Raw genomic sequence first — 24,914 nt, 5'->3', positions numbered from 1 at the left:
ATCCCGCCAATCTGGAGTGCTGTCCATCCAATGAGGACATGTCATGCCTGATGATCCCAATACCCCGCCCCTGCCGAGTCCCCATTGCCAGACCGAACTTGCCGCCCATCGGGGCTACCTCAAGGCAATGGAGTACGGCCTACGGGCCCTGATAATTGCCCACCCTGCTCCGGACCGACTATCGCAGGTGTGGGAACGCATGCTTCCTGGAATTGTGGGCGCGCATGCATCAGAAGACGAATCCATGTTTTCCGCCGCCTTCCAGCAGCTATTGACTCTGCTCGGCGAGCAGATCCAACAGGGCAGTCAGCCACCCTAGGCAGCCTGGGGATCGCTGCCAGGCAGGTACGGGTGGACGATCTGCGTCAGTTGCTCCAACCCTGCACTCCTGGTCACGCCATACCAGTCGAAACTTGCTGCGGCTTGCAGTTCATAGGCCTTTGCGGGAAGCATTCGCATCGACCAATAGGGGAAGTGGCGAGCGGTAATCCGGCCGCGACACAACTCCACGATCTCGTGGTGGCTTCGCGCAGCCAGGACTCTGGCGTAGACAATGGCCATCCCATCTTCTGGACCTTCCAGATACTGGAAGAAGCGGCGTCCATCGTAGAGAAGGACGCCGGTGACACCGGCCTGAAGATTGAAGCGGCAGGCGCTCTGAGCCAGGTCATGAATCCGCTCATTGGACAGGCCAGGGATCGCCTCGCTGGCATACACGATCGCTCGAAGATTCATAACAATCTCCCGGCCTTTGGAACTCAGTACTTTACCAACGACGATCGTACGTACGCGTTACGCTGCTACCTGAACAGATGTCCGCCGCCCGATGCTCAGGGCGTTCAAGGTTCCAGTGCAGGATTCCAGCTGGTAGAAACCACAACTGTACCTTGGACGTCCCTCTGCACCACCGTATTGGTCTGCCTGAGACCCCTGACGGCGACGTCCTCGGTGAACTCCACGCTACCGATCAGGTTCCCTGCCGCATCCAGAATGTCGTACTCCGTAATATCGGTTTGGCCGGCAAATCCCCGGGTTCGTGACGACTTGTACTTAAGGGTGTCGTCCTCGGCCAGCTTCAACTTGTCTCTCATTGTTCCTCCATAGGGTGGGACTATCCAGCCAGCTGGTGCAGCTTGGCGTCAATGCGTTCGCAAGCTATCTCCAGACCACGATCGGCATCGTCGTATGGTGCACCAAACAGCGGCACTTCAACCCACCATGGCTGCTGACCAGGATGGACATAGGGCGCATGATCGTCCAGTAGGAGCGCATGGCCCAACACCGTCGAGACCCGTCGGAGGTCCTTGGTTGGCCCAGACCAGGTGGTGCAATCGAGGTGCTCAAACCACGCTGGTGCGTGTTGCTCCAACACCAGCAGGTTGGCAATCCGCCGAAACAGGGGCTCCGGGACCGTCGTGAACATCACCAGCTGATCGAACTGCCCATTCATCGTCTCCAGAAACCGATACAACCCAGGGCGCGGAATCTGGCTTACGGCATTGGAGATCAGGGTTCCCTCCAGATCCATAGCAAGGATGATCGGGCGCATGGGACAAGCCTCCATAGGGTCATTGGCCAAGCCTAGCCACTTTCTGTCGCTGGAGATGAGACCTGGGCTCCGTCCTCTTCCCAGGTGCTATCAGACGGCGCGGGAACGGCCAGTCCATGGCATAGCTACTCCGTCTGACCTCAACCGGATGTCAACGGCGTGAGCCTACTGGTACGCCTTGGCCCCTCCAGCGCGCACCGCGAGATACTCCTCCCCACTGCCTAGGCAGCCGGAACGTCCGGCAGCCAAAACTGCGGGGCGAGCGGCGTGCGAAAATGCCGACAGGCCATCGGAATCAGAACAGGTAGGCCCTCTTTGACTGCTGAGAAGGCCTCGGGGCCAACGAAGTTTCCTGACTGTGCCCTCAGGCGCTGGGCTCCCAAGAATCCGGCGATATCGGCGGGGAACCGAATAGGGGCCTCGGTCGTACCGCTGTCATACTGCGCCTGCTGCATGTAGATCAGTGGCTCCGTGGCTTGGTCCGGATACCAGAGCTGGAGGCAAACGTCCTTGAACACGTTGGCCTGCAGTTGGCTGAGTCTCTCGTAGAGAGCGCTCTCACCCAGCATGGCGCACCAGTGCATGATCACAGGGATCAATGTACTAAGATCCTTGAGCTTGCTGATCTGCCCTTGATCCAAAATGCCAAGCTCCAAAGCCAGCAGATCATCGAAGGAATCGGTGGAAATTGGGAAGCTGTTTGAGGTTTGCCACGAGAAGCTGATGCGAGCAGCCATATCTTCCAGCCACTGCTTTGCCTGCTCATGCCCCCCCGCGACGTAGAGAAGCATGAGAGCCAAAGCGATATCGATTGCATTGCCGTCGTACCGGGGGGACCCAGAGGACGGGTTGTTACTTATCAGCTCCAGCAGTGCCCCGGCGGCCTCCCCTGCCTGATCAATAGCACGCCTCACCTGCTCCTCGTCTGTTGAAAAGTGCGCCACCTGGATGTGCACCAGACCGATAACTGCCAGTACGCCGATCTGCTCAAATAGCGTGTTGGTGATCAATGCGTTTTCGCGTGAGAACAGGGAGACCCCATCCCTTGCCGAGTAGTAGGGTCGCAGCTTCTGCAGATAGGCCTCGCAGATGCGCTGATGAGAACGGAAAATCTCCTTCACCGCGCGCTTGATCGAGGGGTGGCCGGCCAGACCTCGCAGTCGCGCTCCCTCCCAGGCCCACAAGCAGCAGCGCTCGCCAACCTTGAAGGCATTGAGCAGATTCCCGGCATCCGCTGCCCAGCGGAATATGATCTCCAGAACGAGCGCGGCCGTCTTCAACTGGCGGACAAAGCGCTTTCGACCCGTCCGCCCGAGGCACACCGACGCCTCTGCGCCTTCAATGAGTAGCGCCTTCAGAAGGTCGTAGGCATGGCGCAGGTCATAGTCGCGTGACCCGATAAGCGCCAATGCCCGGCGAAGATCTGCCCTCTGATCCGGATCTATGACGTACTCGTCGAACAAGTACTGATCAATGAGTTCGGCGAGGTGATCGCCCGACCAGAAGGTAAAATCCAGGGAAATCGAGTTGTTTCGAGCGCAGAAGCCAGCAAAATCTGTCTGGACTTCCTGTTTGAGGTCGCCGGTCGAGCAGATGACAACCGTGATAGGCAGGTCACGATACTCAGGAAGAACATTGCACTGCAGGTAAGAATCCAGGATCTGGTTCAGTGACACCCGAACGGTGTTCACCCCGCCGTCCCAGTCTCTGCGCCCCAGATCGCCTACCTTCAGCACGAAAAGATAGAGTCGCCGCACACCATTGGTGTCCACACCAATACCTGCCACATCGACACCATTCTGGCGAACTCCCACCTGCGCCCGGCTAATGGGCACAATTCTCATGCGCGTCAGAAGGTCAGGCAGCAAGCGATCCAGCTCGCCCGATTCGCCGAGCTGGGAAAGGAATTCCTTGATGATCAGTCTCATTTCCTAACCAGCCTCATCCCAAAGATATGCCTGCGCTGCATATCGCTGCCAACTTTGTCGATGACTTCGCTTCTGGGAAAGGCGGCTGAGTGGGACGTTGAAATCATCGGCGTGTTATGACCAACCCGGCCTTCTATAACCTGAAACATTGATCGACCAGCCTTGATCGGAATCATCGTGGCAATCCGTGCAGTGAAAGAGTTCTCATTGGCGCGATCCATCGATTGCCGCATCTGCTTGGCACGCCCCTTGAGGAACAAATTGTGCTCTTCTGACGAGGGCAGGAGCTCCTCAGCTGGGGACAAAGCTTGTAGGGGCTGGTCGTAGCTGTCCATCGCGCCGAGTATCTCTTGAGCCAACCTGACCTCGGGCCGTGCTGCATCCCCGGTGGAAACGTCGCCCAGATACGACCGCACCGCATGTGGATAGTCGTAGCCAATCGAATTGACCATTGTGTCCAACACCAATGGATAGGTACGCCCCCGGGCAGAGCCTGCCTTGGTCAGCGACCACACCAAAGACACCCGCTGCTCATCACTCAAGACATGACCGACCGTGCGAAGCACAAGTAGCTGGAGCTCGGCATCGGCCATTGTATCGAGCAGGCGTACGGGGAAGACCATCCCAGTGATCCGATGAAGACTGAGCTCGTCTAGTGCGTCGCTTGCCGCCCTCTGCATGCGGTACTCATCATGCGTGAGCCATTGCGCCAGTAGAACGCCAAGCTCCTCACGCTCCTCCACCATCTTCTCGAAGAGACTTGGAAACTCATTGGCCAGTGAGAGCTCCCGGTCGGTGTGCGCAGCCGCCCAAGTACCGATCCACGCCATGCATCTGGACCTGTCCGCATCAAATAGCTGCGCGAGGATATGGTCGATGCCATGAAGGCCATTGCGCATCACTCCAGCCTTGCCCGCGAGCAGATCGACCTTATCCAGGTACCAAGATTCTTGGTTCAGATGATGAGCGGAGAATGCTAGATGGTCGCCAACGCGACCGGGTAGCTCGGGGTCATCCAGGGCAAGGATCTCATCAATAAGGCCATGTTGTGCCGGCGCCGTCTCGACCAGATCCAGACACGCGGTGATCGCCGTTCTGCGCACATCGTCCTTGTCCGAGGACAATCCTGATCGGATGACAATAAGTGCCGTCTCAGTCTGTGACTGCTCGGCGGCGGACCAATTCACCTTACCTAGGGCCTCCAAGGCCGGCAGGGAAAGCGCGGGCAGACTGCTGGAGATCAAGTCATGGATCCGGGCGAGTCCATCGGTTCGATCTGCGACTGTCGCCTCGATGAGCGCATTGCGCAGAAGTAGACCGCTCTTCAGCGTCGGATGCTGGACGCAGGCCTCAGTGATAGGGGCGATCAGGCCTGGCTCGTGCTGCATCCGGTAGGTCGCACCGGAGACCAGCAATCCACCCTGTTCGGAGCATTCGATCAACGTAAGAAGTTTTTCAGGCTGCAGGCCCTCCAACAACGGGAGCACCTCGCTCATCACCCTCGGCACGGCTACCGTTGAGTTGGCCCCTTCCGATGCCTGCAACGCCAGGTCTAGGGCATCCAGCTTTCCTAAATTTCCGAGTTGAGAAAGCGCTTGGCCCACCAGACGGTCAGACCTGGCTCGACGTGCTTGCGCAGTCATCCTCTGCAGCTCAGCGAAAAGTTGCTGAGGAGAGGCGAGCGTGGGAAGGATCACCGTGTCTTGGATGTGCCTAATGGCTCTTTGAACTGTCAGAGACCGGTCACTGAATCCTATGCTTCCTTCTTGCAGGTAGAACTCTTGGCCCAGTTCATCCTCGCTCAGTCCCACCTCTTCCAGTGTTGCTGTCTGAGGAGCACTCAGAAGGAGCCATGCGAGCTTGTCCAGTCTGGAGTCGCGTGAGGTCATGTCTGCTCGGTCACCTAATGTTAAGAGGTACTTGCGCGCACGGAGCTCCAGACCTTCGCCTTGCGAATCTCGTACACGAAGTCGGGAGCCCGGATGTATTGCATTGCCTCGTCCCACAGCGGATCGGTCCGATCGTATAAATTGAGCGCCAACGCCTTGATCTGCGGGGGCGCATCGTCACGGAAGAAGCCGCTGCTGCGCTGGCTTCTGTCATAACTGATGCCGACAACCTCAAACTTCAAGAAGGATGCCCCTGCCCGCTTCTGCTGCGCGATGTCCTGGTGGGCCGCCTCCCAAGTCAAGGCTCGGGTCACAGCAAGGTACCTGCGTTCGTTGAAGACGCCTTGGACGGTGTAGTCCGCTTTCGGCGGATACTTCGGGGATATCTTCCGGCGATAAAGCCCGCCAATCACGAATCGGAAGTGAAGGTTGTCCGTGGACTTCTCGTACCGGCGAAAATCCTCTGGGTCCACCCAGTGTCCCCTTGCCTGCGGCAGGTGCCTCTTGATGAATAGCACAGCAAACGCCTCGTCCGAGTGGGCGTATTCTTGGTAACGCGCCAACAGGTTGTCATCCATAGACCGACTCACGCGGAGTTCCTCCTTCCAATGGCAGGGCCTTGCGGGCGATTGTGCCACTGTCCGCTCCGCGCTCGCCATCAGTGGCGCCCTCGATCTGGCCAAGCCGCCACCACATGGCCCCGTCCCACCTCCCCCTTGATGATCGGCAGCATTGGCGCTCTTGATCTCGACGTTCGCATCACGAAGAACACTGGCCTGATTCACGCCCAGTATCGCAGCCGGCGCGGCGCCGTCGAGCAATACGTGCGGGGAAAGGAACCACTCAACCTCGCCCCAGCCAGTCTGTAGCGGTCAGGAATCCCAGAACTGCAGCGGGGCTCACCCAAGCGTACATTTCCAGAGAAGCTGGTACGCAGCCAACCGTTGATCAGTGATGTCGATCGCGGTAAGCGGCGACTGGACATTGTCGAGCTACGGAACATCGTCTACCAGTCCAGCCTCTCGCTCGCCAAATTCATCGCCGACCTTAAAGATCGCCTGTAAGCTGGACTGATATGACCCAAGAGTTCATCTTCGATTCTTTCGATCGGACCGACCCTCGACCAAGGTGCGCCAAGGAGTCCCTGTTCCAGTTTTACAACCGCTCATCTTGGCCATCGATGGCTAGGCTCCGCCAATTCCTCACTTGCGCTGTCCAGCGGTACCCCGCCGCCGAGCGGAAAGAAATGATCGCTCGGCTCAAGAAAGATGCTCACATTCGATCCGCGGAGTTTGAGCTGTTGCTGTTCCAGCTTCTGACCCGCTCCGGGTTTGAGGTTGAAGTTCACCCTGAGCTCAACAATGGATCGACTAGGCGTCCGGACTTCCTGGTGCGCGCTCCCGACGGCGAGTCGATGCTGCTGGAAGCAATCACGATCCAGCCTACCGATGACAGTGGACTTGATGAGCATGCGATACAGGTCCTGATGGAAGGCCTGCGGGATGCACGCAATGAGCACTACCGTGTCACCGTGACTGTGTCGGGAAATACCCGGAAGACGCCGCCAGCCCGTAGCTTCGTAGCCCAAGTCCAACAATGGCTGGCCGAGCTGGGATCCTATACCCAGACGCCTTGGGCCACCCGGGACTGGGTGTTTGAGGGGCTAACCCTGACGATTGAGGCGCACGCCATCAGCCCAGGTGAAGCAGGCCCCGACGACCCCCTACTTGCTGCCTACCACCGCGGCGCGATCATGGTCGACGGGATGTCTCACCTTCGGGACAAGCTGCAGACAAAAGCAGGGGCATACGGTGTCACCGGTCTGCCCCTTGTCGTGGCTATTAATTGCCAGAACGCCTTCCACAGGGACATCGACTCTGTTGACGCGTTGTTTGGACGCGGCGGCTCGCCGCAGGACCTACCCCTCGGACGGCCCAATGAGGGATTGTGGTCAGGCGGACGCTACTCGCGCATGTCTGCGGCGTGGATCTTCTCCAATTTCAGCACCATCGCTTTCCTGAGAAGTCCCCACACGCTCTATCTCAATCCCGGGTCAACCCACTGCGTGCCACCCGCGTTGCGTCGATTCACTCATGCTCAGATCCTATCCACTGGTCAATGGGAGGCTGTCGCTGGTGCCGTACCTATGACTGAGCTCTTCGGTCTGGACGCCGATTGGCCCGGCGCATCCGGGCCAGGCTAGCGTCGTTCATACACAATTCCTCAATTGCGACGACTGCGTGCCGATATCAAGGCGTAACCGCACCCCGCGCAATGCATGACTGACTTCAAGCACTTTCCCAACGATTCGCGACTCTGGTTCACACGCTGGATCGAGCGCTTCAGCAAGCCGCACAAAGCGTCAACCTCAACCTCAGTCTGCTGCTATCTGTCGCCGCTTCCCCCGTCGCTATCGGATCCCGCCAAAGCGACGCCGGCCCAGATCGCCAGCCTCTTTGCGCAGGAATCAGAGACCTTCGAGACGCACATCCTTGCCGGAGCATTGCCAACTTATCGGGTCGGTGAGGTCTTCCGCCAGGCACGCCGGGTGGGTGTCCTGCCCGCGGTGGACCTCAATCTTGGTCGGGCAATAGCCCAAGGGGAACTATCAGCAAAGTATGGCAGCGATCTCACGCTGGACTCGGTGATCGCCAGGTCAGCTGGCTATCCGATCAAGGCAGTACCAACGCGCCAGCTGCACCTGGGCCATCGTATCCGCGAGGGTAGCCAGGTGCTGATCGTGGAGCATCAAGACATTGAATTCATCATCCCTCGTGCCTTGATCTTCCGCACCTTCTACGCCCGATCGTCTTTCTTGGCCTCTGTCTTTACATCATCGGCATGGTCGACGGCCAAGCACAGGGCGCTATTGCTGGACAAGGAGTACGCCGGCCACCGAACCGGGCGAAACGAGGAGTTTGGTACCTTTGACGTGATCATGCAGCGAGGAATGCGCCTGGATGATGCCCATCAGATGGCGTTGCTTCACTTCTACGAGTACGGCGAGGCACAGGCTAACGCACTGTTCAACCCCATGCTCAAGGCGTTTCAGGACACCAAGCCTGGAAAGGAGACGTCCTGGTTCAGCAATGCGCGGCTCCCGTTGGATCCGACCTTGGGTCCCTATGAAGGCAAGGTCGCTGGCTACTTCCTGACACCCCACACCGATCAGCGCCGGCAGCTTCGTACCTTTCTGGTGACTTCCATCGTCGGCACCTCTATGCCCCATGATTTCAAAGTCACCAGAAGAATCCTGGTGAATGACGGGTCCCTGGACGGTGACGTCGAAGTCACCGGCGGCCCCCGTCCTTACGGTGCAAAGCCTGGCAGCGGCGGACGACGCCCTAACGATAAGCCCAGCGATGACGGCCACAACGGTTCAACAAACCATCAATCGTTCGACTCCCCTGGAGACTCATTCGAGTGGATTAAAGCACCGGAGCCGGTGGAGCTTGAGAAGAAGCACAGCAAGAAGTATTCCCAACCGCGAGTGCCCCCCGAGTCACCTGTGACAGAAGAGGGTTCTTACGGTGATCGCGACGGATCGCAAGGCTCGCAAAGCTCCTTTGAAGGCCGACTGATCACTCGGGAAGCCCTGACGCGCTTTAAGATGCTGATGAAGGCAATGGATGCGATGATCCTTGATCGTGTCATCTCAAGCTGCGAAGAGCTCTTCGCCGACGACTCCACAAAGCGTGTCTCCGTCGGCGCTCGTGTCTGTTGGAACTTTCTCGACCAAGCCCAGCGCCAGACCGCACCGAGTCAGCGGTACCGCCGCGGCTGGCAGTTCGTCCACCCCATCGGCAAGAGATCGGGCGGTCTAGAACGGGCGGCGCTAGTCTTGGAGGTCACCCTTCTGGACGGAAGAACCGCCTACTGGATCGAAATACAGACGCGACAAGGCGCGATGTCCCCTCTGTTGATCTGCGATGGATCTTGCAAGCAGGAGCAGATATCGACTGCGCTGAACATCATTGCTGGTGCGCGAGGCGCGAACTTGGAAGAAGCCTTCGATCGACCCAAAGCGGCCTACTTCTTTACCCATCGCTACCTCTCGGGTGGAGAGGGACCGTGGGATCTGGACTGGCTCAAGAAGTTCTTCTCCAGCATCAAGTGATCTGCAGTGCTGCTGATCACGCATAGGAGGCAGAGCCTCCGTGCCCATCACATCTGTAGAGCAGCCGTTGGCGTAGTGCGACCCTGTCATGCAGGCTAATTGGAATGGAATGGAGCCCGCAGCGAGACGGTTGCGGCCCTCCTAACTGGCCCATCCGCGAAGTCGTGCCCAGCCGTTGACGGCTGACCTGAGCGGCCCGGGAACCTGAACCGGCCCGTTAGCGGTGATCAGGTCTCCGGAGTCGGATATACCTGTCACTTCGCGCGCCAGTTCTGACTCGGAGTAGCCGAAGGCCAAAGCAACCACCTTACTGAGAAGTGACAGATCCAGCTCGGGCTGCCTGCGGACCTGCTCGAGCAGCTGGTTCAGCTGCCGGGCGTCTGCCTTGAGTGCAATGCCTGCCGTTACTTTCGGCGGGAGGGTGACCGCCCAGCCGAGCTCCCTCTGCACATAGGACACCCAGGGCCCAAGATTCGCCCGAGCCCCGGGCTTGTCGACAAGGAACGCGACGATCTGCTCCTGGCTAAACGGACCGGACACCTGGAACTGGCGGCAGAACGCCTCGGCGGTCGCCAGGTACTGCGAGGCTGTTCGTGCGGCACGTCCAGCCAGGCTCTGCGCGTACCCTTGGAGATAGGGATGCCACGGCTCAAGCTGTGCGGTACTGAGCTTGGAGGCAATCAACGACCTCTTTTGGGCATCGGATCGGGCGGTGGCATCTATCACGAACCCGAACTGCTGCTGCAGATACGTGGACGCGTTCAAGTTTGCACGCAATGTCTTGGAGTCGAAGAGACGTAGCATGTCTTCGGCCCGCAAGGGTCGCTCCAGCGCAGTATCCTGATCTAACGCTAGAAAGAACTCCAGTGAGCGCACCACATTGGCTGGAACCCTCGGATTGGCCGGGCTACGTGTGTGACTCCATTGACCAAACCCCATGAAAAGTTCGGCCACCCACGGCTGGTGGAAAAGCGGCAGGCGCAGATCCTGCTCTCGCCTGAGTCTGACCGCAATTCCACACGAGGCGCACATGTGGGCCCCGGCACCGGGCACCTCCACCTCGCAGCGCGGGCAAGGGTGAGACGCAGGCGACAAGCCGGTGCAGGCTTTGCACAGCACTCGATCACCATCAATCGATGCAACGCGACGGTGCTTCCGACATCGGGAACAGGTTGCGTGGGTGTCCTTTCGTATGCAGATCGGACAGGCCCGGACACCGGCTTGGAGATGAGCCGCTCCACTCAAGCGGGAGCTCAGCTCTTCACATATCCCGCATGGCTCCGGATCGCGGAAGTACGGCACGCAGCTGGCGCACACCGCAATTGACTGGACGGACCCTTCATTCAGGCCAAGAGAGTCTGGCCGCTGCACCGTGTGAATCAATGCCGCCCTGGGCGTAGGCCGGTGGCACCGGCCGCACTCCCGCTTTTCCAAGGTGCACTTCTGGCACTCCGGCACTTGGTCCTCAGCGACGTGATAGCGCACGCCTGCTTGGCAGGTTGGGCAGATCCCCCGCGCAAACTGCTGCTCGTAGCAGGCTTGGCAGTACTCAGTGCCCTTGTAGATGCGATGAGCTTTTACCAACAGCCGCCCGCAGCAGTCACATGTTCTTCTGCCGTGATTGTCGGTGCTCATGCTATTGACCCGCCATTTCGATGAGAATCTGGGCGCGCATGGTACGCCAGCCAGCCCGGCGCGCCAGTTGCGCTGATCGGGCGGCCCTGACTCTGGCCAAGCTGGGCGCGCCCAGTCCGTTTACCCGTCCTGGCGGGAGGTACCGGACAGCTTGCCAGAGCCAGTGGGGACACTCTCGCCTGAAGGACCGTTGGGTGAGATGGTATCGCTCTGCGATGGACAGCATTGAGTACGGCCAAAGGCGCACAAGCTCGTCCAGCAGTTGCATGTCCAAGTGCCGCTCGCGGACCCGCCTGAGCTCGATCCGATCCCGCATCCGGCCTGTGCAGCAAAAGTCGACGCCGCGGGCATCGTGGAATGCCGATAGAAGCACATGCATCCCCCACGCGTAGTCGCTGCCGGAGGTCGCCGCGCACGGCCAGTATCTTGGAACCTGGCTCATCAACGAAGCTGCAGTCAGGGCAGTCTGCGTATGGGTAGGTGCCGCGAGAGTTGCCAATTGTCCTGTCATGAGCTGATGGCAACGGGCGCAGCGCCGCAGGTCAACCCGCTGACGATGGGGCTCCAGGGCTGCACCGCACTGTGGACAGGAATCGCACAGCACGACACCGTGCGCGGGGCACACCGTCCAGTAGGACAGCCGCCAGTGCGCGTTGAATACCGCGGACTCTTCCAGACATTGCGGGCAGTAGCACAGCCCATAGCGGGTGCGGCATCGGTGATAGATGCCGACCGCGTTAACCCAGGACCGGACGCCACCGGGGCCTTCGAGCTCCAAATGGCCCTTCATCAATCCGGCCAGAGTCATATCCATCAGCGCATCCACATCACATCCAATCGCTGTTGCCAGTTCCAGGAGGAAACAATCCGAGGGACTAACATCAATGTCTCTGTTCCATGCCGATCGCCCCGGACATGCCAGGGCGACCAAGCTCTGCGCGCTTACACCTCGAGTTAGCGCAGAGCGTGCCAGATAGGAGCTGAGGAGCTCACCGGGCACCATAGGTGGCCAACCCGTTCGCATTTCAGGTGGCTGCCACCACACCCTGGTAGTTCTGCTTGAGGCGCAGTTCGGCTTGCAACACGATCTCGGCGGTGATTCGCTCCTCACCCGAACGCATGGCCATCACCGCCGCCTCCTTGATCAGGTAGACCGTGCCGCCAATCGCCACACCGCTCGCCTTGAAGATCAGAGACGCCAGCTCCATCTCGGCCAGCCCAGAAGGCTTGGCCAGCGGCAACAACTTCTCATACGTATTAAGGAAGCCTCGGTAAGAGCGATCCATCTGCCACCGTGCCAGTGCGAGCGGTTTGAATCGCGAGCGCATCTGCGCATCGAAGGACAGCGCATTGATGGCAGCCTCGGTTCCGGCCGCCACGATGCTGAGATTGAGATCATTGCTCAGCTTTCGAATGCCGGCCAGCACGTCTGCAGCGCCCTTGCGTGCATTGACCACGTTGTTGAACTCGTCGATCGCCAGGACCCGGGTCTTCAGGTATCTCAGGATCGCCAGTACCTGGCTGTACTTGGCAGGAGCGGTATCGCTACGGCGATGCGTGACCGCGCACGAGTCCAGTATCTCGGACCAAAGCTGAGATAGATCGGGAGTCGCTGGCATACCGATGATCACCACGGCTGCGTTCGTGGTCCCATCTTCCCTAAGCAAAATTGGATGCCTGGCATGGAACTGCCTCAACACTGCAGTCTTTCCATTGTCGCCACGGCCCACGATCAGCCTGCACGGCGGCCGCTGAGTGGTCGGGTAGGCGATGATCTGATCCAGATCATCCAGGACATCCTTCGCAACCGGATATGCTATCCATCGGTCACTGCGCGTGAACTCCACGCGCTCAGGGACCGATGCATCCATCCGCTCTGCAACCTTCTCTAACAGATGTGGGTAGGCGTTCATCAATCCAGCTCTCCCACTTCAAACACATCCAACTCTTGGTCAAACAGACTTGCGTCAGCAGTCACAACTATCGATTCGGTAGGCGACGGCGCCTCTGCCGTGGTCGCAGGCAACTGTGTCTCTCGCTTGCGCTTTGGACGTGATGCCATTTGACGACGCGCCGACTTGGTGCTGGCGGCAGATGCTTCAATCCGCTCACGATTGCGCTGGATGCTCGCGAAGATACGCTCCTCGTCGACCTCCCCCTTATTCTGCTCCTTGACCAATCGAGTCACTTCTCGCAGCTCAGACGCACTGATTGCGGGGTGGGACAGCGTTCTGTACGGAATTGGCGTATAGCGATTCGCCGCCGGGTCCAGGAAGTAGATCTGACTGATGTCGCGAGGATCTCTTGCGAAGAGGAATTTACGCTTCCGACCAGGATCGTCAGGCATCGTCGCGCCAATGTACGGATCCAGGACAGGATCGTAATAGAAAATGTTGTCCAGCCTCACGCCTGATCGTTGGACGGTGATCTCAAAGTACGGAAGAAAGTCCATCCGAAGACGATCAATGTCTTGGATCATGGGGGGATAGCCAATGCCGGGCTTGCCCGCCGAGCCGAGCACACCTTCCCTCCAGACCTTGGAAGGTGATGCACTATTAAGCTGACTATGTGGGCGTTGGTGATAATTGTTCACGATGAACTCTACCAAGTACGCCTCTACCTCCCCCATGGTGAGGACAGCTTCGGACTCCGAGTCGTAGCCCTTTCGCTGCTGCGTATTCGAGAAGGTCGCCCCTGGCACCTTCTTCAACTCAGTGGCGACAACTCCCATGTACCGCTCAATGTGACCGCCGTAATGCGGCTTCTTCACCGGCCTCCACTGCATATCAACATGGTTGGCCTCGCAGCCACGCGTCACAGCCTTGCACTTGAACTCCTTGGCGTTGTCAGCGTGCAGCGTTCCGATCTGTCCCCATACAGGCCAGTCTCCTTGAATGCCCAGGGCTGCCAGGTACTCAGTTTTAGGCGACATCGCATGAGATACACACATCGCAACCGAGGTCGCCGAGGGCTTGTCGAGGGTGACGTACAGCCCAACGACCATGCGGCTGTAGACGTCGATGGCAAGGGTCAACCAAGGCCTACCGAGGGGGCGACGGTAAACTTCGTCGACCACCATCACGTCCAGCGGAGTGTGATCGATCTGCACAACTGCCCATGGAAAGTCCGCGCCAGGGAACGACCCTCGAATCGGCTCATAGGTGTCGCGTGCTTTGTCCCGATGCCCTCGACGCCGCAGCGCCAGAGCCGGCGAGAGCTCCTTGAGCCGTCGCCTCACGGTGCTCGCCGCCGGAGGGTTGATCTTGGCCAGTTTGCACCGGCGCGCCACCTCCTCTACCACTTCCTTGGGCGAATGGCGCTGCCGCTTCAAGTAGATGTCTTCCACGGCAGAACTGATCACCAGCTCCTGGGAAGGATCCAAGTGTTTCTGCCCCTTGATGGCACCGCGCTTTCGCGGCACCAAAGCGGCCACGTGGCCCGCGTCGTGATACGCGGCCAGCCACTTGTAATAGGTCGCAACGTGGACTCCAGCCTGCGCAGCGAGCTTGGCAACTTCGCTCCGCGTTCTGACGGGATGATCAATCATTGGGCGAAGCGCCTCGAAGCGCTTCTGTGCAACAGCCCATTCCTCCTTGGAGTAGTGATGGATCGGCAGCCCGCCAGCCTCGTTGGCTGATTCGGCGGCGATGATCGTGGACAGGGTCTCAATGCGAAGCTTCGCGCTCGTACCTGTTTCCATGTCTTCGGCCAGCACGCTATCGATCGACAGCATGTGCGTGACCCGATACTTGCGAGGGCCGACATAGACCTCAGCGCCAGGCTCCACCTTGAAGAAGTTGGACAAGGACATGGTCAAGCACCCAACTGAATGGCTGTGGACATCGTTAGCGGCACGCTGAGGTCGACGACGACTTGCCCACTCGCGACCAGCTGCCAGAGCGCGGGGATCGCCATGGCTTGCTCTTCTGCAGACCAGTAGGCGGCGGCCAGGAGGGCTTGAGGGGTCGTCGGGCCGAGAACGGACGCGGTGTACTTCAGCTGGGCCTGTCGGACAAGCAGCGGCTCCATTGAGCGATAACGGCGAAGGAAGTTGACGTTCGCTAGGCGGGGGGTTCGGATGTGAGTCTCAGTGATGATCTTGAACCGCCATCCCCGCTCCCTGCAGTGAGCAACCGCCGCCTTGAAACGCGGACGCAGCTGCCTCCATTCAGATCGTAACGACTCCAGCGGCTTCACTTCATACACGCTCGTGCGAGCGACATCCCCCTCAAGCAACTCAGCTAGAACGTCTGGCGTGTAGCGACGGCGACCATCCTCAGCGTCGTAGTAGATCGTAAAGGGCTGCTCCTTGATGACCTGCACTTGCGGGTCGAAGTCGAGCAGTCGGATCCAGTCCCTCTCCAAGGACGACTCGAACCCCGCAACGCCTCCACCGGCCAAATTAAGCCTACCCGTCAGGGCCCGACGGCTATTTTTCAAAGGTCGAACGGGAGAATGTGAATTCAGTCGCGTCATTGATGGTGATTTGCTTCGCAGTCGCTTTAATTGTGACACTTGGTCGTGCTAATTTAGGGCGATAATCTGCCAAAGCCGTTGCGGTGTAAAGGCCTAAGTCGCGGTAATTTCTGGAAATGACAGCGGCAATCCGCCCTGCCCCGGCGAGATCTCCCTGGCCCATCACGGTGTCCTTTTCCTCGATGAGCTTCCAGAGTGGAATCGAAGTGCGTTGGAAACCCTGCGCGAGCCGCTGGAATCCGGCCACATCCGCATCGCCCGCGCGGCGCGCAGCGTGCAGTATCCCGCGCGCTTTCAGCTCGTGGCCGCGATGAATCCCTGCCCGTGTGGCTGGGCCGGTGACCGCAGCAACCGCTGCCTGTGCAGTGACGAACGCATCAACCGCTATCGCGCGCGGGTGTCCGGCCCGTTGCTGGACCGTATCGATCTGCATATCAGCGTGGCGCGCATGGACGCGGTGGAGCTGCGGGAGAGCACGCCGCTGGGTGAGCCCAGTGCTGCGGTACGTGCACGAGTGGAAGCCGCCCATGCCCGGCAGCAGGTGCGTGGCGGGCTGAATGCCCATCTGCCGCCGGCGGCGCTGCGTGTCTGTACGAGACTGAGCGAGGCCGATCAGGATCTGTTGGAGCAGGCCATCGAGCGGCTGCAGCTGTCCGCACGGGCGATGCACCGGATTCTGCGCGTGGCGCGCACAATTGCCGATCTGGCAGGTTGCGAGGTGATCCAGACGGCGCACCTGGCTGAAGCGATCGGGTACCGGCAGTTGGATCGGGGAAAGCCTTAGAAATGCCGGTCGGGTTGGCTATTGGTGGAGTCGACCGCTGGTCGACTCGCGCGCGAAGCGCGGCCTTCTGCGAGGTAGATGCGAAGAGCGGTCGACTGACAGTCGAACCTACCAAGGGCAGGCATCACGCCGCAGAATCCACCCGCCCCCGCTTCGCCAGCAACGCCACCCGACGGCTGACCAGCGCGTGGAGCTCCGCCAGCTCCGACGCCCGGCCAGCCGTCATGTTGTCGCCGAACAGCACCCGCGACAGTCCCGCCGCCTCGCTGTCCTCCGGGTACTGCCAGCGGTCGCGATAGACCTTCTGGCAGACCAGCCACGCCTGCGGGAGCCCACCGCCGGGCAGCGGGCGGACCACGCGTTCGTAGACCTGCCAGAACTGGTACTCGGCCCGCAGGTCGATTGCAGGCGCCACGGACAGCGCCTGCCGGGGCCGTCCTGGGCCCCGGATGCCGAACAGCGGGGTTCGCGGGTTGTGCTGTGCCATGCCGACAGCATGACCCAGCAACATTGTGGGAACCTTGCGTCGCTGCCAGAAAACCCCTGTTGTTTGCGCAAGGCAGGTTTGTAGGCGGGTTTTGGGGGTCGGATCCCTTTGCGCAGCAAAGGGCTCTGACCCCGCCACTCCTTGCCTCAGAACGCCATCGAGGTGCTGAACATCAGCTGCCGGGGCGCGCTGCGCTGCAGGGTCTGGTAGTCCCCCGAGAACGACGAGCCGGCGATGGTGGCGGTGCCGATGTTGTGGCGGTTGAACAGGTTGCTCACGTCCAGCCGCAGCTCCAGGCCGGGCACGGCGCTGTCCGCACCGAAGCGATAGGCGGCATAGGTGTTGACCTGCCAGAAGGTCGGCACGCGGATGTCGTTCTCGTAGGTGAAGGGCTGGCGCAGGTAGGAGGTGCTGGTGGCACCGAAGCGCCAGTCACCGAAGTGCGCGGAAAGATCACTCACCAGCGAGATCTGCGGGTAGCCCGGCTGGGCGTTGCCCTTGATCGGGTACACCGTGTCCCCCACCACAAAATCACTGTCGTAGTACGAACGGGCCACGGCCACGCCCTGGTAGAACTGCAGGTGGTCGGTCAGGTCGGCGGTGATGCCGAGGTCAGCACCGATCACGTGCATCTTCGGCATCAGCCGCACGGTGTTGATCTGCGCGAACTGGGTGCCGATGGCGGCCGACAGCAGACGGTTGCGGATGTCGTTGTAGAACACGTCGCCGGTGATCGTCAGCCGGTCGAAGCGATGCGATGCGCCCACAGTCAGGTTCCAGTTCTTCTCCGGGCGCAGCGTGCCGGCCACGCGGTCGAACTCTTCCTGGTCGGTGATGGTCCACGCCGAGGCGGTGTAGCCGATGTTGCCGCGCTGGGCCACGCGATAGCCATTCATGGTGTTGGCCAGGTCGATGAAGGCGTCGGTGGATTCGGTCGGGCTCCAGAACAGCGAGACATGCGGCAGGAAGTTGCTCTTGGCCCGCAGCGTGCCGTTCACCGGCCGGTCCTTGGCATCCCCCAGGCCGCCACCGCTGGTGCGGAAGTCGACGGCCTTGAAGCCAACGCCCAGCTTCAGCGTGTCGTTCAACACGATGTCGTCCTGCAGGTAGAACTGGCGCGAGCGGGTCACCCAGCTCGATGCATTGTCGGTCTTGAATGCGGGGCCATACACATCGAACGGACCGGTGGCCTTCAGCGGCGGGCCCTCGCCCAGCAGCGGCTGCTGGTACCACTCGGTCTTGGCCGCGGCCTTGCTCTTCTCCTGCCAGACGCCAGCAGTGAAGGTGTGCGCGCCGGTCTCGAACTGCAGGTTGAGCATGCCACCCAGCCGATTCACACGCGGCGTCTGCACCTGTTCGGAGAACGGCGCGCCGTTGGGCGACGGCACGGTCGGGTCGGTCAGCGTGGCCTGCGTATGGCTGTTGGCGTTGTACAACTGCACGTTGCCGCTCAGCGCCGGGGTGAGCTGGAAGCGATGGTTGATCGAGGACACGCGGTCGCGGGTGATCTGGCCAGTGTCGTACGGGATCAGTTCGGACAGCTCACCGCAGGTGTAGGCGCCGCAGGATTTGTCCGCATTCTCCGGCGAGGCCACGTACCACGCCCACGCGTAATCCGGATAGAAGATGTCGGCCTTCCAGCCCAGCTTGCGGATCATGTCGAAGGAGATGTTGTTGTAACCCCAGACCTTGGCCTTGCTGTCGGACAGGAACACGGTGAAGTCGCCCCAGGCAACGTCCTGCTGCAGCTTCAGGTCGCCGCGCAGGAAGTTCTGGGTGCCCTCGCCCTGGTACTTGTCGGCGGACACGCGCTGCAGGTCGACCAGCACCTTCGGGCCATGCTCGCCGAGCTGGCCGCTCTGCCCGGATACGGTGGTGACCAGCGTGTTGTTGCTGCCCACGCCCTGCTTCACGCGCAGGCTGGGCGTGTCCTGCAGCTCGCGCAGACGGTATTCCAGGCTGCCGCCGTTGACGCTGCTGGAGAACACGCTGACCGGTGCGCCACCGGGGCTGACCGTGATCGCGCCGATGCCATCGGGCACGCCCACGTTCACCACGCTGGTGCCGGTAAGCGAGAGGAAGCCGTTGTCATTCAGCGGCACGCCTTCGAAGGTGATGCCCATTTCGTTCATGCGGAAGCCGCGCACGAACAGGCTGGTGGCGGAGATATCCAGGCCCAGCCCATCGGTGGCGGTGTAGCTGGCGCCAGGTACCTGCTTCAGCATGGCCAGGCCATTGTTGCCGGTGACCATCGCGTCGAGGTCTTCGGCCTTGATGATGTAGCGGTTGGGACCGACCACCTGGGTCGGTGCCACGGCCGCGCCGCGCGGCGTGGCGATGACCTGCAGGGCGTTGAGCGTGGTGGGCGAGTCGTGCGCGGCATCGTGCGTTTCTGCGGCGTACGCAGGTGCGGTGATGGCCGCGATGATGGCCAGGGCGAGGCGCGTCGTGGGTGGGGTGTTCATGGCAGTAAATCCGTGTGCAGGGAGAGAGCGGCGCAGGCACACGCCCAGCGCGTTGCAGCACCGGTATCGGCGCCCTGGCTGGCGATGCGATTGCGTTGAAGGAGTGACGGCGCGGTGCGCGCCGGTCAGCAGACGAAGGCGATCATCTGCCGTGGGATTCGGTGGGGTGATTTCGACGTGCGAAATTCTTGCATCGCACTGCCGCATTCGCCATTGCGCCGTGGTACAGCGCCGATGGCGATGGGGATGTATTGGCTATACGCAGGTATACATCCAAGTCAGGCTAGAGAGCAGTCGTGGACCGCTTCCACTCATCGATCTGAGCCACAACGGCAGCATGCAGCTGGGCGGCATCAAGCTCATACGCATGGCGATCTACCTCTTCGTCGCAATACATGTCGGCAGCACAGAAGATGCTGGACAGGCAAGTTGAAAGCCCTGCGTCATCCAAAGCCAACAAGTCAAGATCGCGCTCGATCTTCCATAGCTCAATGTAGGACTCAGAGAAAACCTGCGCCGACATCCGCTCATTGACAAAGGACTGAGCAAACATCATCAACGTCCAGCTCATGATGTAGGCCGGATCATTGCAGGACGAAACGCTCGATCGCACGCGCCACGCCTTCGTCGGCGTTGCTTGTGGTCTCGAACCGCGCCACCGCCTTCACCGCGTCGATGGCATTGCCCATCGCCACGCTGGTACCGGCGTACTGCAGCATGGTCAGGTCGTTCTCCTGGTCACCGATGGCCATCACGTTGGCGCGGTCGATGCCCAGGTGCTCGGCCAGCTTCTGCAGGCTCGGTCCCTTGCCGGCACGGTGGTCGAACACTTCCAGGAAGAACGGTGCGCTCTTCAGCACCGCGAAGCGCTCGGTCAGCTCGGCGGGCAGGCGTGCGATGGCGGCATCCAGCACGTCCGGCGCGTCGATCATCATCAGCTTGATGAAGGACATGGACGGGTCCATGTCGGCCACGCGGCGGTACGACAGCGGCATCCGCGAAAGATGCGAGTCGGCCACGGTGTAGTAACTGATGTCCTGGTTGGGCGTGTACATGCGCTGGCTGTCCAGTGCCTGGAAGTGCACGCCCAGGTCGCGGGCCACCTGCTCGCAGAACAGGAAGTCGTCGAAGCTGAGCGGATACTCGACCACGGTTTCGCACGTGCCGATGCGCTGAACCAGGCCGCCATTGCAGGCGATGCAGTAGTCGTCGTTGCCAGTGATGCCGAGCTCGTGCAGGTACGGCGCCAGGCCGGGGACGGGGCGGCCACTGGTCAGCACGATGTGCACGCCCAGCGCGCGCGCCTGCGCGATCGCCTGCTTGGCCCGGGCGGTAAGCGTGTGGGTGGGGTCCAGCAGGGTGCCATCCATGTCGATGGCGACCAGTTCGATGGTCGATTGCCTGCGGCCCATGTCCATCACTTCACGATCCTCTTAGAAATTCTCAACTGATCCAAGTGGAGCCTTCAGCGGCTCCCTCCAAGCAAACAAGCATCTGCAGCCCGCAGGCGGCCCCTAAAGCGACCGCGTACCTGGCCGATACATTGTACCCATCCGTTATTCGATGATGCCGTGGACCGACTACGCGATCTAGTTGAAGGAGCCAATTGGCATCTTCGAAACGCCGTCGACGCCGCTATCGACTTAGTGTCGTCGCTATTGCGTTCGCTTACTCGCCCGGCGGGTCTTTCTACGGTTGCAGCCATCATCTCGGCTCTTGCCGCCTGGCTCAGTTATGAGACCTCGGTACGTTCACTGAGAGTGTCCGAGCAAGCGGCGGAAGTCGCTATGACCGCCCAAGAATTCACGGAAGAGCTGCATCGTCAGCAGATCGAGATGACGCAGCCTTCTCTGACCATTGCCAAAGGATTGGTTGGCCGAACCATGGAGATGAGTCGCTCAGGCACAATGCAACCAGCCTGGGGTCAGGTCGAGATCACAATCACGAACTCTGGAGCCCGCGCAGCACGACCGGTCTGGGTCCACATCCAGAATGGATCTTGGCGCTCGGTGGTCACCCTAGGCGAGGTTCCGCCCAACGCTTCCGTTGACGTTGTTTTCCCGGATTCATTGAAAGGGATAGCGAAGGAATGGGCCATCGCCATTGTGTACGGTGATGACGTTCCCGGAAAATCAGAGAGTTCTTCTCAATCCGCGCTGGTACGCAGATGCTTGGCGCCGAAGCTACTCGAGTTAGAGTCGACGGTGCAGTATGAAGATCAGACGCCCACCACTGTCCGTCTCTATCCAAGGTCACCTAACCCAGCATATTGGACGCAGTTGGGACTCCAGTCAGCCGCAGGCTCCTACCTCCGCAAGTGCAGTACTTCCTAGTTCATCCTCGCCGAGCCAGGCGGGGTGGGCACAGCGAACTCCAGGCACAGAATCTCATCATTCGTTCAGTTCCTCGGCCAAACGTACGCGATACTCATTGAGCCTGTGCGTCCCCCACCGCAGGACGGCCCATTGACCGCCCTTCCCTGGAGAACCTTGCGACGCATGACCTACCGTGCCCCCGAAACCAATGACAGCGCGCCCCTGGCCCAGCAGATCGAGCAGATGATCGACGAGCTGCCCGGCGACCAGGTGAGCGTCGGTACCCTGCTCAGCGCGCTGGGCGATGAAGGCCTGCTGCTGATCGTGATCCTGCTCTCGGCCATCTTCATCATCCCGGTGTCGATTCCCGGGTTGAGTACGGTGTTTGGCGCCTCGATCCTGCTGATCGGCCTGAGCCGGGTGCGTAACCGACCGCTGTGGGTGCCGCAGAAGCTGGCGCGCCGCGAGATCGCCACCGACAAGCTGAAGGCCAACCTGGGCCGTGCGCTGAAATGGGTACACCGCATGGAGCGGCTGTCGCGGCCGATGCGGCTGGCGGTGATGGTGCGCTCGAAGAAGATGATGCGCCTGAACAACCTGATGCTGGTGTTCGCGACCCTGCTGCTGATGGCGCCGGCCGGGCCGATTCCGTTCAGCAATACCTTGCCGGCGCTTGCGCTGATGTCGTTTGCGATTGGCTTCATCCAGCGCGATGGTGCGGCGGTGGCGGCTGGGTACGGTTTCGTGGTGGCCACGGTGGCGTATTTCGGCGTGCTGCTGGGTGGCGTGGGGTTTGCTGCCGAGTCGGTGTTCAGCGGGCTGCGCGCGGCACCTTCGGAAGTGTAGCGCCGAGCCCATGCTCGGCTGCTTTTCGGCCTGTGCGCGGAACCCCTGCGCTGCGCGCGTGATCCGAGCATGGGCTCGGCTCTACAAACGCCAGATCCAACGCAGTCGAGCGTGGCTCGACGCTACACAGCTATTTCGCAGACACCCGCCACACAACATCGCCCACGTCGTCGGCCACCAGCAATGCACCCTCGGCGTCCATGGCCATGCCCACCGGTGCGCCCATCAGGGTCTTCTCGTCCTTCGAGGCGAAGCCGCTGACCACGGTCTGCGGCCGCCCGGTCGGCTTGCCGTCCTTGAACGGCACGTAGACCACTTCGTAGCCGCTCAACGGCGAGCGGTCCCAGCTGCCGTGTTCGCCGATGAAGGCGCCGCCGTGGTACTGCGCCGGCAGTGCCTGGCCGGTGTAGAACAGCAGGCCCAGCGGTGCCACGTGCGAGCCGATGGCGTAGTCCGGCACGATCGCCTTGGCCACCAGGTCCGGCCGCTGCGGCTGCACGCGCTCGTCCACATGCTGGCCGTAGTAGCTGTAAGGCCAACCGTAGAAGCCATCCTCCTTCACCGAGGTGAGGTAATCCGGCACCAGGTCGGCACCGATCTCATCGCGCTCGTTCGCGACCGCCCACAGCTGGCCGGTGCTCGGCTCCCAATCCAGCCCGGTCGGATTGCGGATGCCCGAGGCGTAGATGCGGCTACCACGGGTGGCCACGTCCACTTCCAGCACCACCGCGCGGCGGTATTCGACGGCCAGGCCGTTCTCGGTGATGTTGCTGTTGGAGCCCACGCCCACGTACAGCTTGCGGCCATCGCGGCTGGCCAGCAGTTCCTTGGTCCAGTGGTGGTTGATGGTGCTGGGCAGGTCGGTGAACTCGCGGCCCTTGTCGGACATGCGGGTTTCGCCGGGCACGTAGTGGTACTGCATGATGTTGCCGGTGTTGGCCACGTACAGCGTGTCGCCGATCAGCTGGATGCCGAACGGCGAATGCAGGCCCTCGATGTACACGTGCTGGGTCCACGTGGAAGTGCCAGGCGCACGGCGCAGCAGGGTGACCCGGTTGCCGCCCTTGCCCGCCTTGCCCGAGCGCGCCTTCACCTTGCCGGCGATCCACTGCTTGGGCGTGGTGACCGGTTCTTCCCCGGGGCCGTTGCCTTCCACCACCAGCACATCGCCATTGGGCAGGGTGAGCAGGCGGCGCGGATGCTGCAGGTTGGCCGCGATGCGTTCGATCTTCAGTCCGTCGGCCACCGTGGGTGACTGCCCCTCGGCCCAGCCGACGCCCTTGGGCACCTGCATCGGCGGCATCAGGAAGTTGGCCGGCTTGGGCAGCGGCGGCTGCGGGCCCGACTGGTCGGCCGGATGGTATTCGGCCTTGCCGGCACAGGCCGACAGCATCACGGCCAGCGCCAGGGCGCCCACGATGGGCAGGATGTGCTTAGCCATGACGACCTCCCTGCAGCACCGGCGCCTGCAGTGACAGCAGGATCAGGCCCAGGGCGATCAGGGCCACGGTCAGCGCCGACAGGATCGTGCCCGGCACCGCGACGGCATAGGCATCGCGGCTGTGTACGAAGGCGTTCCAGATGGCCAGCACCACCGCCACCAGGTTGAGGAAGAAGTCGATGCGGTCGATGCGGGTAGCGGTGCCGTTGCGGCGCCAGACCGCGAACAGGTTGATCAGGCGCGGAATGATGGCGATCAGCAGGCCGAAGGTGATCAGCCAGGCGGCGGCCTTGCCCCACATCACCTCGGCGCTGTTGAGATAGATCGCGTCGAAGATGAGTGCGCCGACGAAGAAGCCGAAGGGTATCGGGTTCAACAGGCTGAACAGCGTGGTGCCGAGGCCGCGATGGGCCTGGGCGAGCGGATTGACCATCATCGTGCTCCGTGTGGAAGGGTGCACGGGCTGTAGTAGCACAGCGCGATGTGAGGGCGCGCGATGACGCCGGGACGTGGCTGCCACGCCCGCCGAACGGGCACCGCGCTACGCGGATTCGTCCTCGCGCACCTCATGGAAGGGCAGCATCGTTTCGAATCCGAATTCGTGTTCCATGCTGGTGCGGACCAGGCCGCCGATGGCGTAGCGACTGGTGTTGGCATGCACGTCTATGCCACCGGGCCGCCACTCGGTTCGCAGATGCAGCGTCTCTGCGCGTCGCATGACGATCCGCTCCTCCTGCAGCAGGGCCCGTCGGTGCCGCTTCATCAACAGGCGCAGCGGTTTCACCGTGGTGATGCCGAATGCTGCCAGCTCGGGCAGCAACTCGGCGATATCGGCATCGTCGCCATAGTCGTGGCTGCGCGTATGCACGGCCAGTACCACCTTGCGGATGGCGGCGACCGAGAGCGGGGTCTGGTCTGCGCGCGCACGGCCGCGCTGGCGTTCGTTCTTCATGTGCGTGGTCATCCGCAAGTAGTTCTTCCT

Annotated in this window: 22 protein-coding genes and 1 pseudogene; 5 read left to right on the top strand and 18 right to left on the bottom strand. The window is 61.1% G+C overall.

The genetic code is table 11. The features are described 5' to 3' along the window. Nucleotides 1–43 precede the first annotated feature (43 nt). A complete protein-coding gene (locus V3B30_RS08525; protein WP_134709231.1) occupies nucleotides 44–319 on the top strand; it encodes a hypothetical protein in 276 nt (91 codons plus the stop codon). On the opposite strand, the gene V3B30_RS08520 is transcribed toward V3B30_RS08525, so the two are convergent. From V3B30_RS08520 to V3B30_RS08495, 6 genes are all read right to left on the bottom strand, one after another. Then, nucleotides 316–735, bottom strand: a complete 420-nt coding sequence (locus tag V3B30_RS08520; protein WP_049444036.1) for a BLUF domain-containing protein — start codon at nucleotides 733–735, stop codon at nucleotides 316–318. The two genes, V3B30_RS08525 and V3B30_RS08520, sit on opposite strands and share 4 nt — an antisense overlap. Nucleotides 736–839: 104 nt before the next feature. After that, nucleotides 840–1,091, bottom strand: coding sequence for a hypothetical protein (locus V3B30_RS08515; protein WP_049444038.1), 252 nt, complete (start codon nucleotides 1,089–1,091; stop codon nucleotides 840–842). A 20-nt stretch (nucleotides 1,092–1,111) separates the two neighbouring features. Continuing rightward, nucleotides 1,112–1,549, bottom strand: coding sequence for an NIF family HAD-type phosphatase (locus V3B30_RS08510; protein WP_049444040.1), 438 nt, complete (start codon nucleotides 1,547–1,549; stop codon nucleotides 1,112–1,114). A 221-nt stretch (nucleotides 1,550–1,770) separates the two neighbouring features. Then, entirely contained in the window at nucleotides 1,771–3,477 is a 1,707-nt protein-coding gene (locus tag V3B30_RS08505) for a hypothetical protein (protein WP_049444042.1), read from the bottom strand. After that, nucleotides 3,474–5,366 carry a hypothetical protein gene (locus tag V3B30_RS08500; RefSeq protein ID WP_262084308.1) on the bottom strand — a complete coding sequence of 631 codons (1,893 nt, stop codon included), beginning with the start codon at nucleotides 5,364–5,366 and terminating at the stop codon, nucleotides 3,474–3,476. Before V3B30_RS08500 ends, V3B30_RS08505 begins: the two co-directional genes overlap by 4 nt. A 20-nt stretch (nucleotides 5,367–5,386) precedes the next feature. Further along, nucleotides 5,387–5,944, bottom strand: a complete 558-nt coding sequence (locus V3B30_RS08495) for a hypothetical protein (protein ID WP_049444046.1) — start codon at nucleotides 5,942–5,944, stop codon at nucleotides 5,387–5,389. Between the two features lie 668 nt (nucleotides 5,945–6,612). Here V3B30_RS08495 and V3B30_RS08490 point away from each other — a divergent pair. Further along, nucleotides 6,613–7,569 (top strand): hypothetical protein, encoded by a 957-nt coding sequence (locus tag V3B30_RS08490; RefSeq protein WP_262084307.1) that lies wholly within the window; start codon nucleotides 6,613–6,615, stop codon nucleotides 7,567–7,569. Between the two features lie 75 nt (nucleotides 7,570–7,644). Further along, nucleotides 7,645–9,483, top strand: a complete 1,839-nt coding sequence (locus tag V3B30_RS08485) for a hypothetical protein (RefSeq protein WP_134709235.1) — start codon at nucleotides 7,645–7,647, stop codon at nucleotides 9,481–9,483. Between the two features lie 141 nt (nucleotides 9,484–9,624). On the opposite strand, the gene V3B30_RS08480 is transcribed toward V3B30_RS08485, so the two are convergent. The 5 genes from V3B30_RS08480 to V3B30_RS08460 all read right to left on the bottom strand — a co-directional run bounded on the left by V3B30_RS08480 (nucleotide 9,625) and on the right by V3B30_RS08460 (nucleotide 15,757). Then, nucleotides 9,625–10,437: a hypothetical protein gene (locus tag V3B30_RS08480; protein ID WP_134709236.1), complete on the bottom strand. Its 813-nt coding sequence runs from the start codon at nucleotides 10,435–10,437 to the stop codon at nucleotides 9,625–9,627. 1,706 nt (nucleotides 10,438–12,143) lie between these two features. Beyond that, nucleotides 12,144–13,031: a TniB family NTP-binding protein gene (locus V3B30_RS08475; RefSeq protein WP_049444057.1), complete on the bottom strand. Its 888-nt coding sequence runs from the start codon at nucleotides 13,029–13,031 to the stop codon at nucleotides 12,144–12,146. Beyond that, nucleotides 13,031–14,929, bottom strand: a complete 1,899-nt coding sequence (locus V3B30_RS08470) for a Mu transposase C-terminal domain-containing protein (protein WP_245150983.1) — start codon at nucleotides 14,927–14,929, stop codon at nucleotides 13,031–13,033. The genes V3B30_RS08475 and V3B30_RS08470 overlap by 1 nt, the downstream gene beginning before the upstream one ends. A 2-nt stretch (nucleotides 14,930–14,931) precedes the next feature. Beyond that, nucleotides 14,932–15,519: a TnsA endonuclease N-terminal domain-containing protein gene (locus V3B30_RS08465; protein ID WP_080347483.1), complete on the bottom strand. Its 588-nt coding sequence runs from the start codon at nucleotides 15,517–15,519 to the stop codon at nucleotides 14,932–14,934. 28 nt (nucleotides 15,520–15,547) lie between these two features. Further along, the gene (locus V3B30_RS08460) at nucleotides 15,548–15,757 is read right to left on the bottom strand and encodes a hypothetical protein (protein WP_262084306.1); all 210 of its coding nucleotides are present in this window, start codon (nucleotides 15,755–15,757) and stop codon (nucleotides 15,548–15,550) included. Here V3B30_RS08460 and V3B30_RS08455 point away from each other — a divergent pair. Then, nucleotides 15,695–16,378: pseudogene (locus V3B30_RS08455) on the top strand (ATP-binding protein); the annotation flags it as partial. The gene V3B30_RS08460 and the pseudogene V3B30_RS08455 sit on opposite strands and share 63 nt — an antisense overlap. Before the next feature lie 124 nt (nucleotides 16,379–16,502). On the opposite strand, the gene V3B30_RS08450 reads toward V3B30_RS08455, so the two are convergent. The 4 genes from V3B30_RS08450 to yidA all read right to left on the bottom strand — a co-directional run bounded on the left by V3B30_RS08450 (nucleotide 16,503) and on the right by yidA (nucleotide 20,748). Next, on the bottom strand, nucleotides 16,503–16,889 hold the full coding sequence (locus V3B30_RS08450; RefSeq protein ID WP_262084305.1) for a hypothetical protein: 387 nt from the start codon (nucleotides 16,887–16,889) through the stop codon (nucleotides 16,503–16,505). Between the two features lie 122 nt (nucleotides 16,890–17,011). After that, nucleotides 17,012–19,330, bottom strand: coding sequence for a TonB-dependent receptor (locus V3B30_RS08445; RefSeq protein WP_262084304.1), 2,319 nt, complete (start codon nucleotides 19,328–19,330; stop codon nucleotides 17,012–17,014). Between the two features lie 283 nt (nucleotides 19,331–19,613). Continuing rightward, entirely contained in the window at nucleotides 19,614–19,901 is a 288-nt protein-coding gene (locus V3B30_RS08440; RefSeq protein ID WP_262084303.1) for a colicin immunity domain-containing protein, read from the bottom strand. 13 nt (nucleotides 19,902–19,914) lie between these two features. Beyond that, nucleotides 19,915–20,748 (bottom strand): sugar-phosphatase, encoded by an 834-nt coding sequence (gene yidA, locus V3B30_RS08435; protein WP_262084302.1) that lies wholly within the window; start codon nucleotides 20,746–20,748, stop codon nucleotides 19,915–19,917. Between the two features lie 1,080 nt (nucleotides 20,749–21,828). Between yidA and V3B30_RS08430 the strand changes: the two genes are divergently transcribed. Continuing rightward, nucleotides 21,829–22,491 (top strand): exopolysaccharide biosynthesis protein, encoded by a 663-nt coding sequence (locus V3B30_RS08430; RefSeq protein WP_262084301.1) that lies wholly within the window; start codon nucleotides 21,829–21,831, stop codon nucleotides 22,489–22,491. Nucleotides 22,492–22,621: 130 nt separating this feature from the next. Here the strand turns inward: V3B30_RS08430 and V3B30_RS08425 are convergent, their stop codons facing one another. From V3B30_RS08425 to V3B30_RS08415, 3 genes are all read right to left on the bottom strand, one after another. Further along, nucleotides 22,622–23,932 (bottom strand): sorbosone dehydrogenase family protein, encoded by a 1,311-nt coding sequence (locus tag V3B30_RS08425; protein WP_100474365.1) that lies wholly within the window; start codon nucleotides 23,930–23,932, stop codon nucleotides 22,622–22,624. Beyond that, nucleotides 23,925–24,365, bottom strand: coding sequence for a DUF2231 domain-containing protein (locus V3B30_RS08420; RefSeq protein WP_100475270.1), 441 nt, complete (start codon nucleotides 24,363–24,365; stop codon nucleotides 23,925–23,927). The genes V3B30_RS08425 and V3B30_RS08420 overlap by 8 nt, the downstream gene beginning before the upstream one ends. A 108-nt stretch (nucleotides 24,366–24,473) precedes the next feature. Further along, nucleotides 24,474–24,884, bottom strand: a complete 411-nt coding sequence (locus V3B30_RS08415; protein ID WP_238381628.1) for a hypothetical protein — start codon at nucleotides 24,882–24,884, stop codon at nucleotides 24,474–24,476. Nucleotides 24,885–24,914 lie beyond the last annotated feature (30 nt).

The organism is Stenotrophomonas sp. SMYL41 (genome assembly GCF_036319965.1).
GTDB lineage: Bacteria > Pseudomonadota > Gammaproteobacteria > Xanthomonadales > Xanthomonadaceae > Stenotrophomonas > Stenotrophomonas maltophilia_R.
Note: the sequence above shows the minus strand (reverse complement) of the source record. Positions and strands in the feature narration are given on the sequence as shown.

Bases quoted from the DNA above. Each gene is read 5' to 3' on its own strand.
- V3B30_RS08505 (WP_049444042.1), bottom strand. From the start codon at position 3,477: ATGAGACTGATCATCAAGGAATTCCTTTCCCAGCTCGGCGAATCGGGC.
- V3B30_RS08415 (WP_238381628.1), bottom strand. From the start codon at position 24,884: ATGAAGAACGAACGCCAGCGCGGCCGTGCGCGCGCAGACCAGACCCCG.
- V3B30_RS08510 (WP_049444040.1), bottom strand. From the start codon at position 1,549: ATGCGCCCGATCATCCTTGCTATGGATCTGGAGGGAACCCTGATCTCC.
- V3B30_RS08440 (WP_262084303.1), bottom strand. From the start codon at position 19,901: ATGAGCTGGACGTTGATGATGTTTGCTCAGTCCTTTGTCAATGAGCGG.
- V3B30_RS08525 (WP_134709231.1), top strand. From the start codon at position 44: ATGCCTGATGATCCCAATACCCCGCCCCTGCCGAGTCCCCATTGCCAG.
- V3B30_RS08430 (WP_262084301.1), top strand. From the start codon at position 21,829: ATGACCTACCGTGCCCCCGAAACCAATGACAGCGCGCCCCTGGCCCAG.
- V3B30_RS08500 (WP_262084308.1), bottom strand. From the start codon at position 5,366: ATGACCTCACGCGACTCCAGACTGGACAAGCTCGCATGGCTCCTTCTG.
- V3B30_RS08470 (WP_245150983.1), bottom strand. From the start codon at position 14,929: ATGTCCTTGTCCAACTTCTTCAAGGTGGAGCCTGGCGCTGAGGTCTAT.
- V3B30_RS08475 (WP_049444057.1), bottom strand. From the start codon at position 13,031: ATGAACGCCTACCCACATCTGTTAGAGAAGGTTGCAGAGCGGATGGAT.
- V3B30_RS08450 (WP_262084305.1), bottom strand. From the start codon at position 16,889: ATGTTGCTGGGTCATGCTGTCGGCATGGCACAGCACAACCCGCGAACC.
- yidA (WP_262084302.1), bottom strand. From the start codon at position 20,748: ATGGACATGGGCCGCAGGCAATCGACCATCGAACTGGTCGCCATCGAC.
- V3B30_RS08495 (WP_049444046.1), bottom strand. From the start codon at position 5,944: ATGGATGACAACCTGTTGGCGCGTTACCAAGAATACGCCCACTCGGAC.
- V3B30_RS08445 (WP_262084304.1), bottom strand. From the start codon at position 19,330: ATGAACACCCCACCCACGACGCGCCTCGCCCTGGCCATCATCGCGGCC.
- V3B30_RS08425 (WP_100474365.1), bottom strand. From the start codon at position 23,932: ATGGCTAAGCACATCCTGCCCATCGTGGGCGCCCTGGCGCTGGCCGTG.
- V3B30_RS08520 (WP_049444036.1), bottom strand. From the start codon at position 735: ATGAATCTTCGAGCGATCGTGTATGCCAGCGAGGCGATCCCTGGCCTG.
- V3B30_RS08420 (WP_100475270.1), bottom strand. From the start codon at position 24,365: ATGGTCAATCCGCTCGCCCAGGCCCATCGCGGCCTCGGCACCACGCTG.
- V3B30_RS08485 (WP_134709235.1), top strand. From the start codon at position 7,645: ATGACTGACTTCAAGCACTTTCCCAACGATTCGCGACTCTGGTTCACA.
- V3B30_RS08460 (WP_262084306.1), bottom strand. From the start codon at position 15,757: ATGGGCCAGGGAGATCTCGCCGGGGCAGGGCGGATTGCCGCTGTCATT.
- V3B30_RS08515 (WP_049444038.1), bottom strand. From the start codon at position 1,091: ATGAGAGACAAGTTGAAGCTGGCCGAGGACGACACCCTTAAGTACAAG.
- V3B30_RS08490 (WP_262084307.1), top strand. From the start codon at position 6,613: ATGATCGCTCGGCTCAAGAAAGATGCTCACATTCGATCCGCGGAGTTT.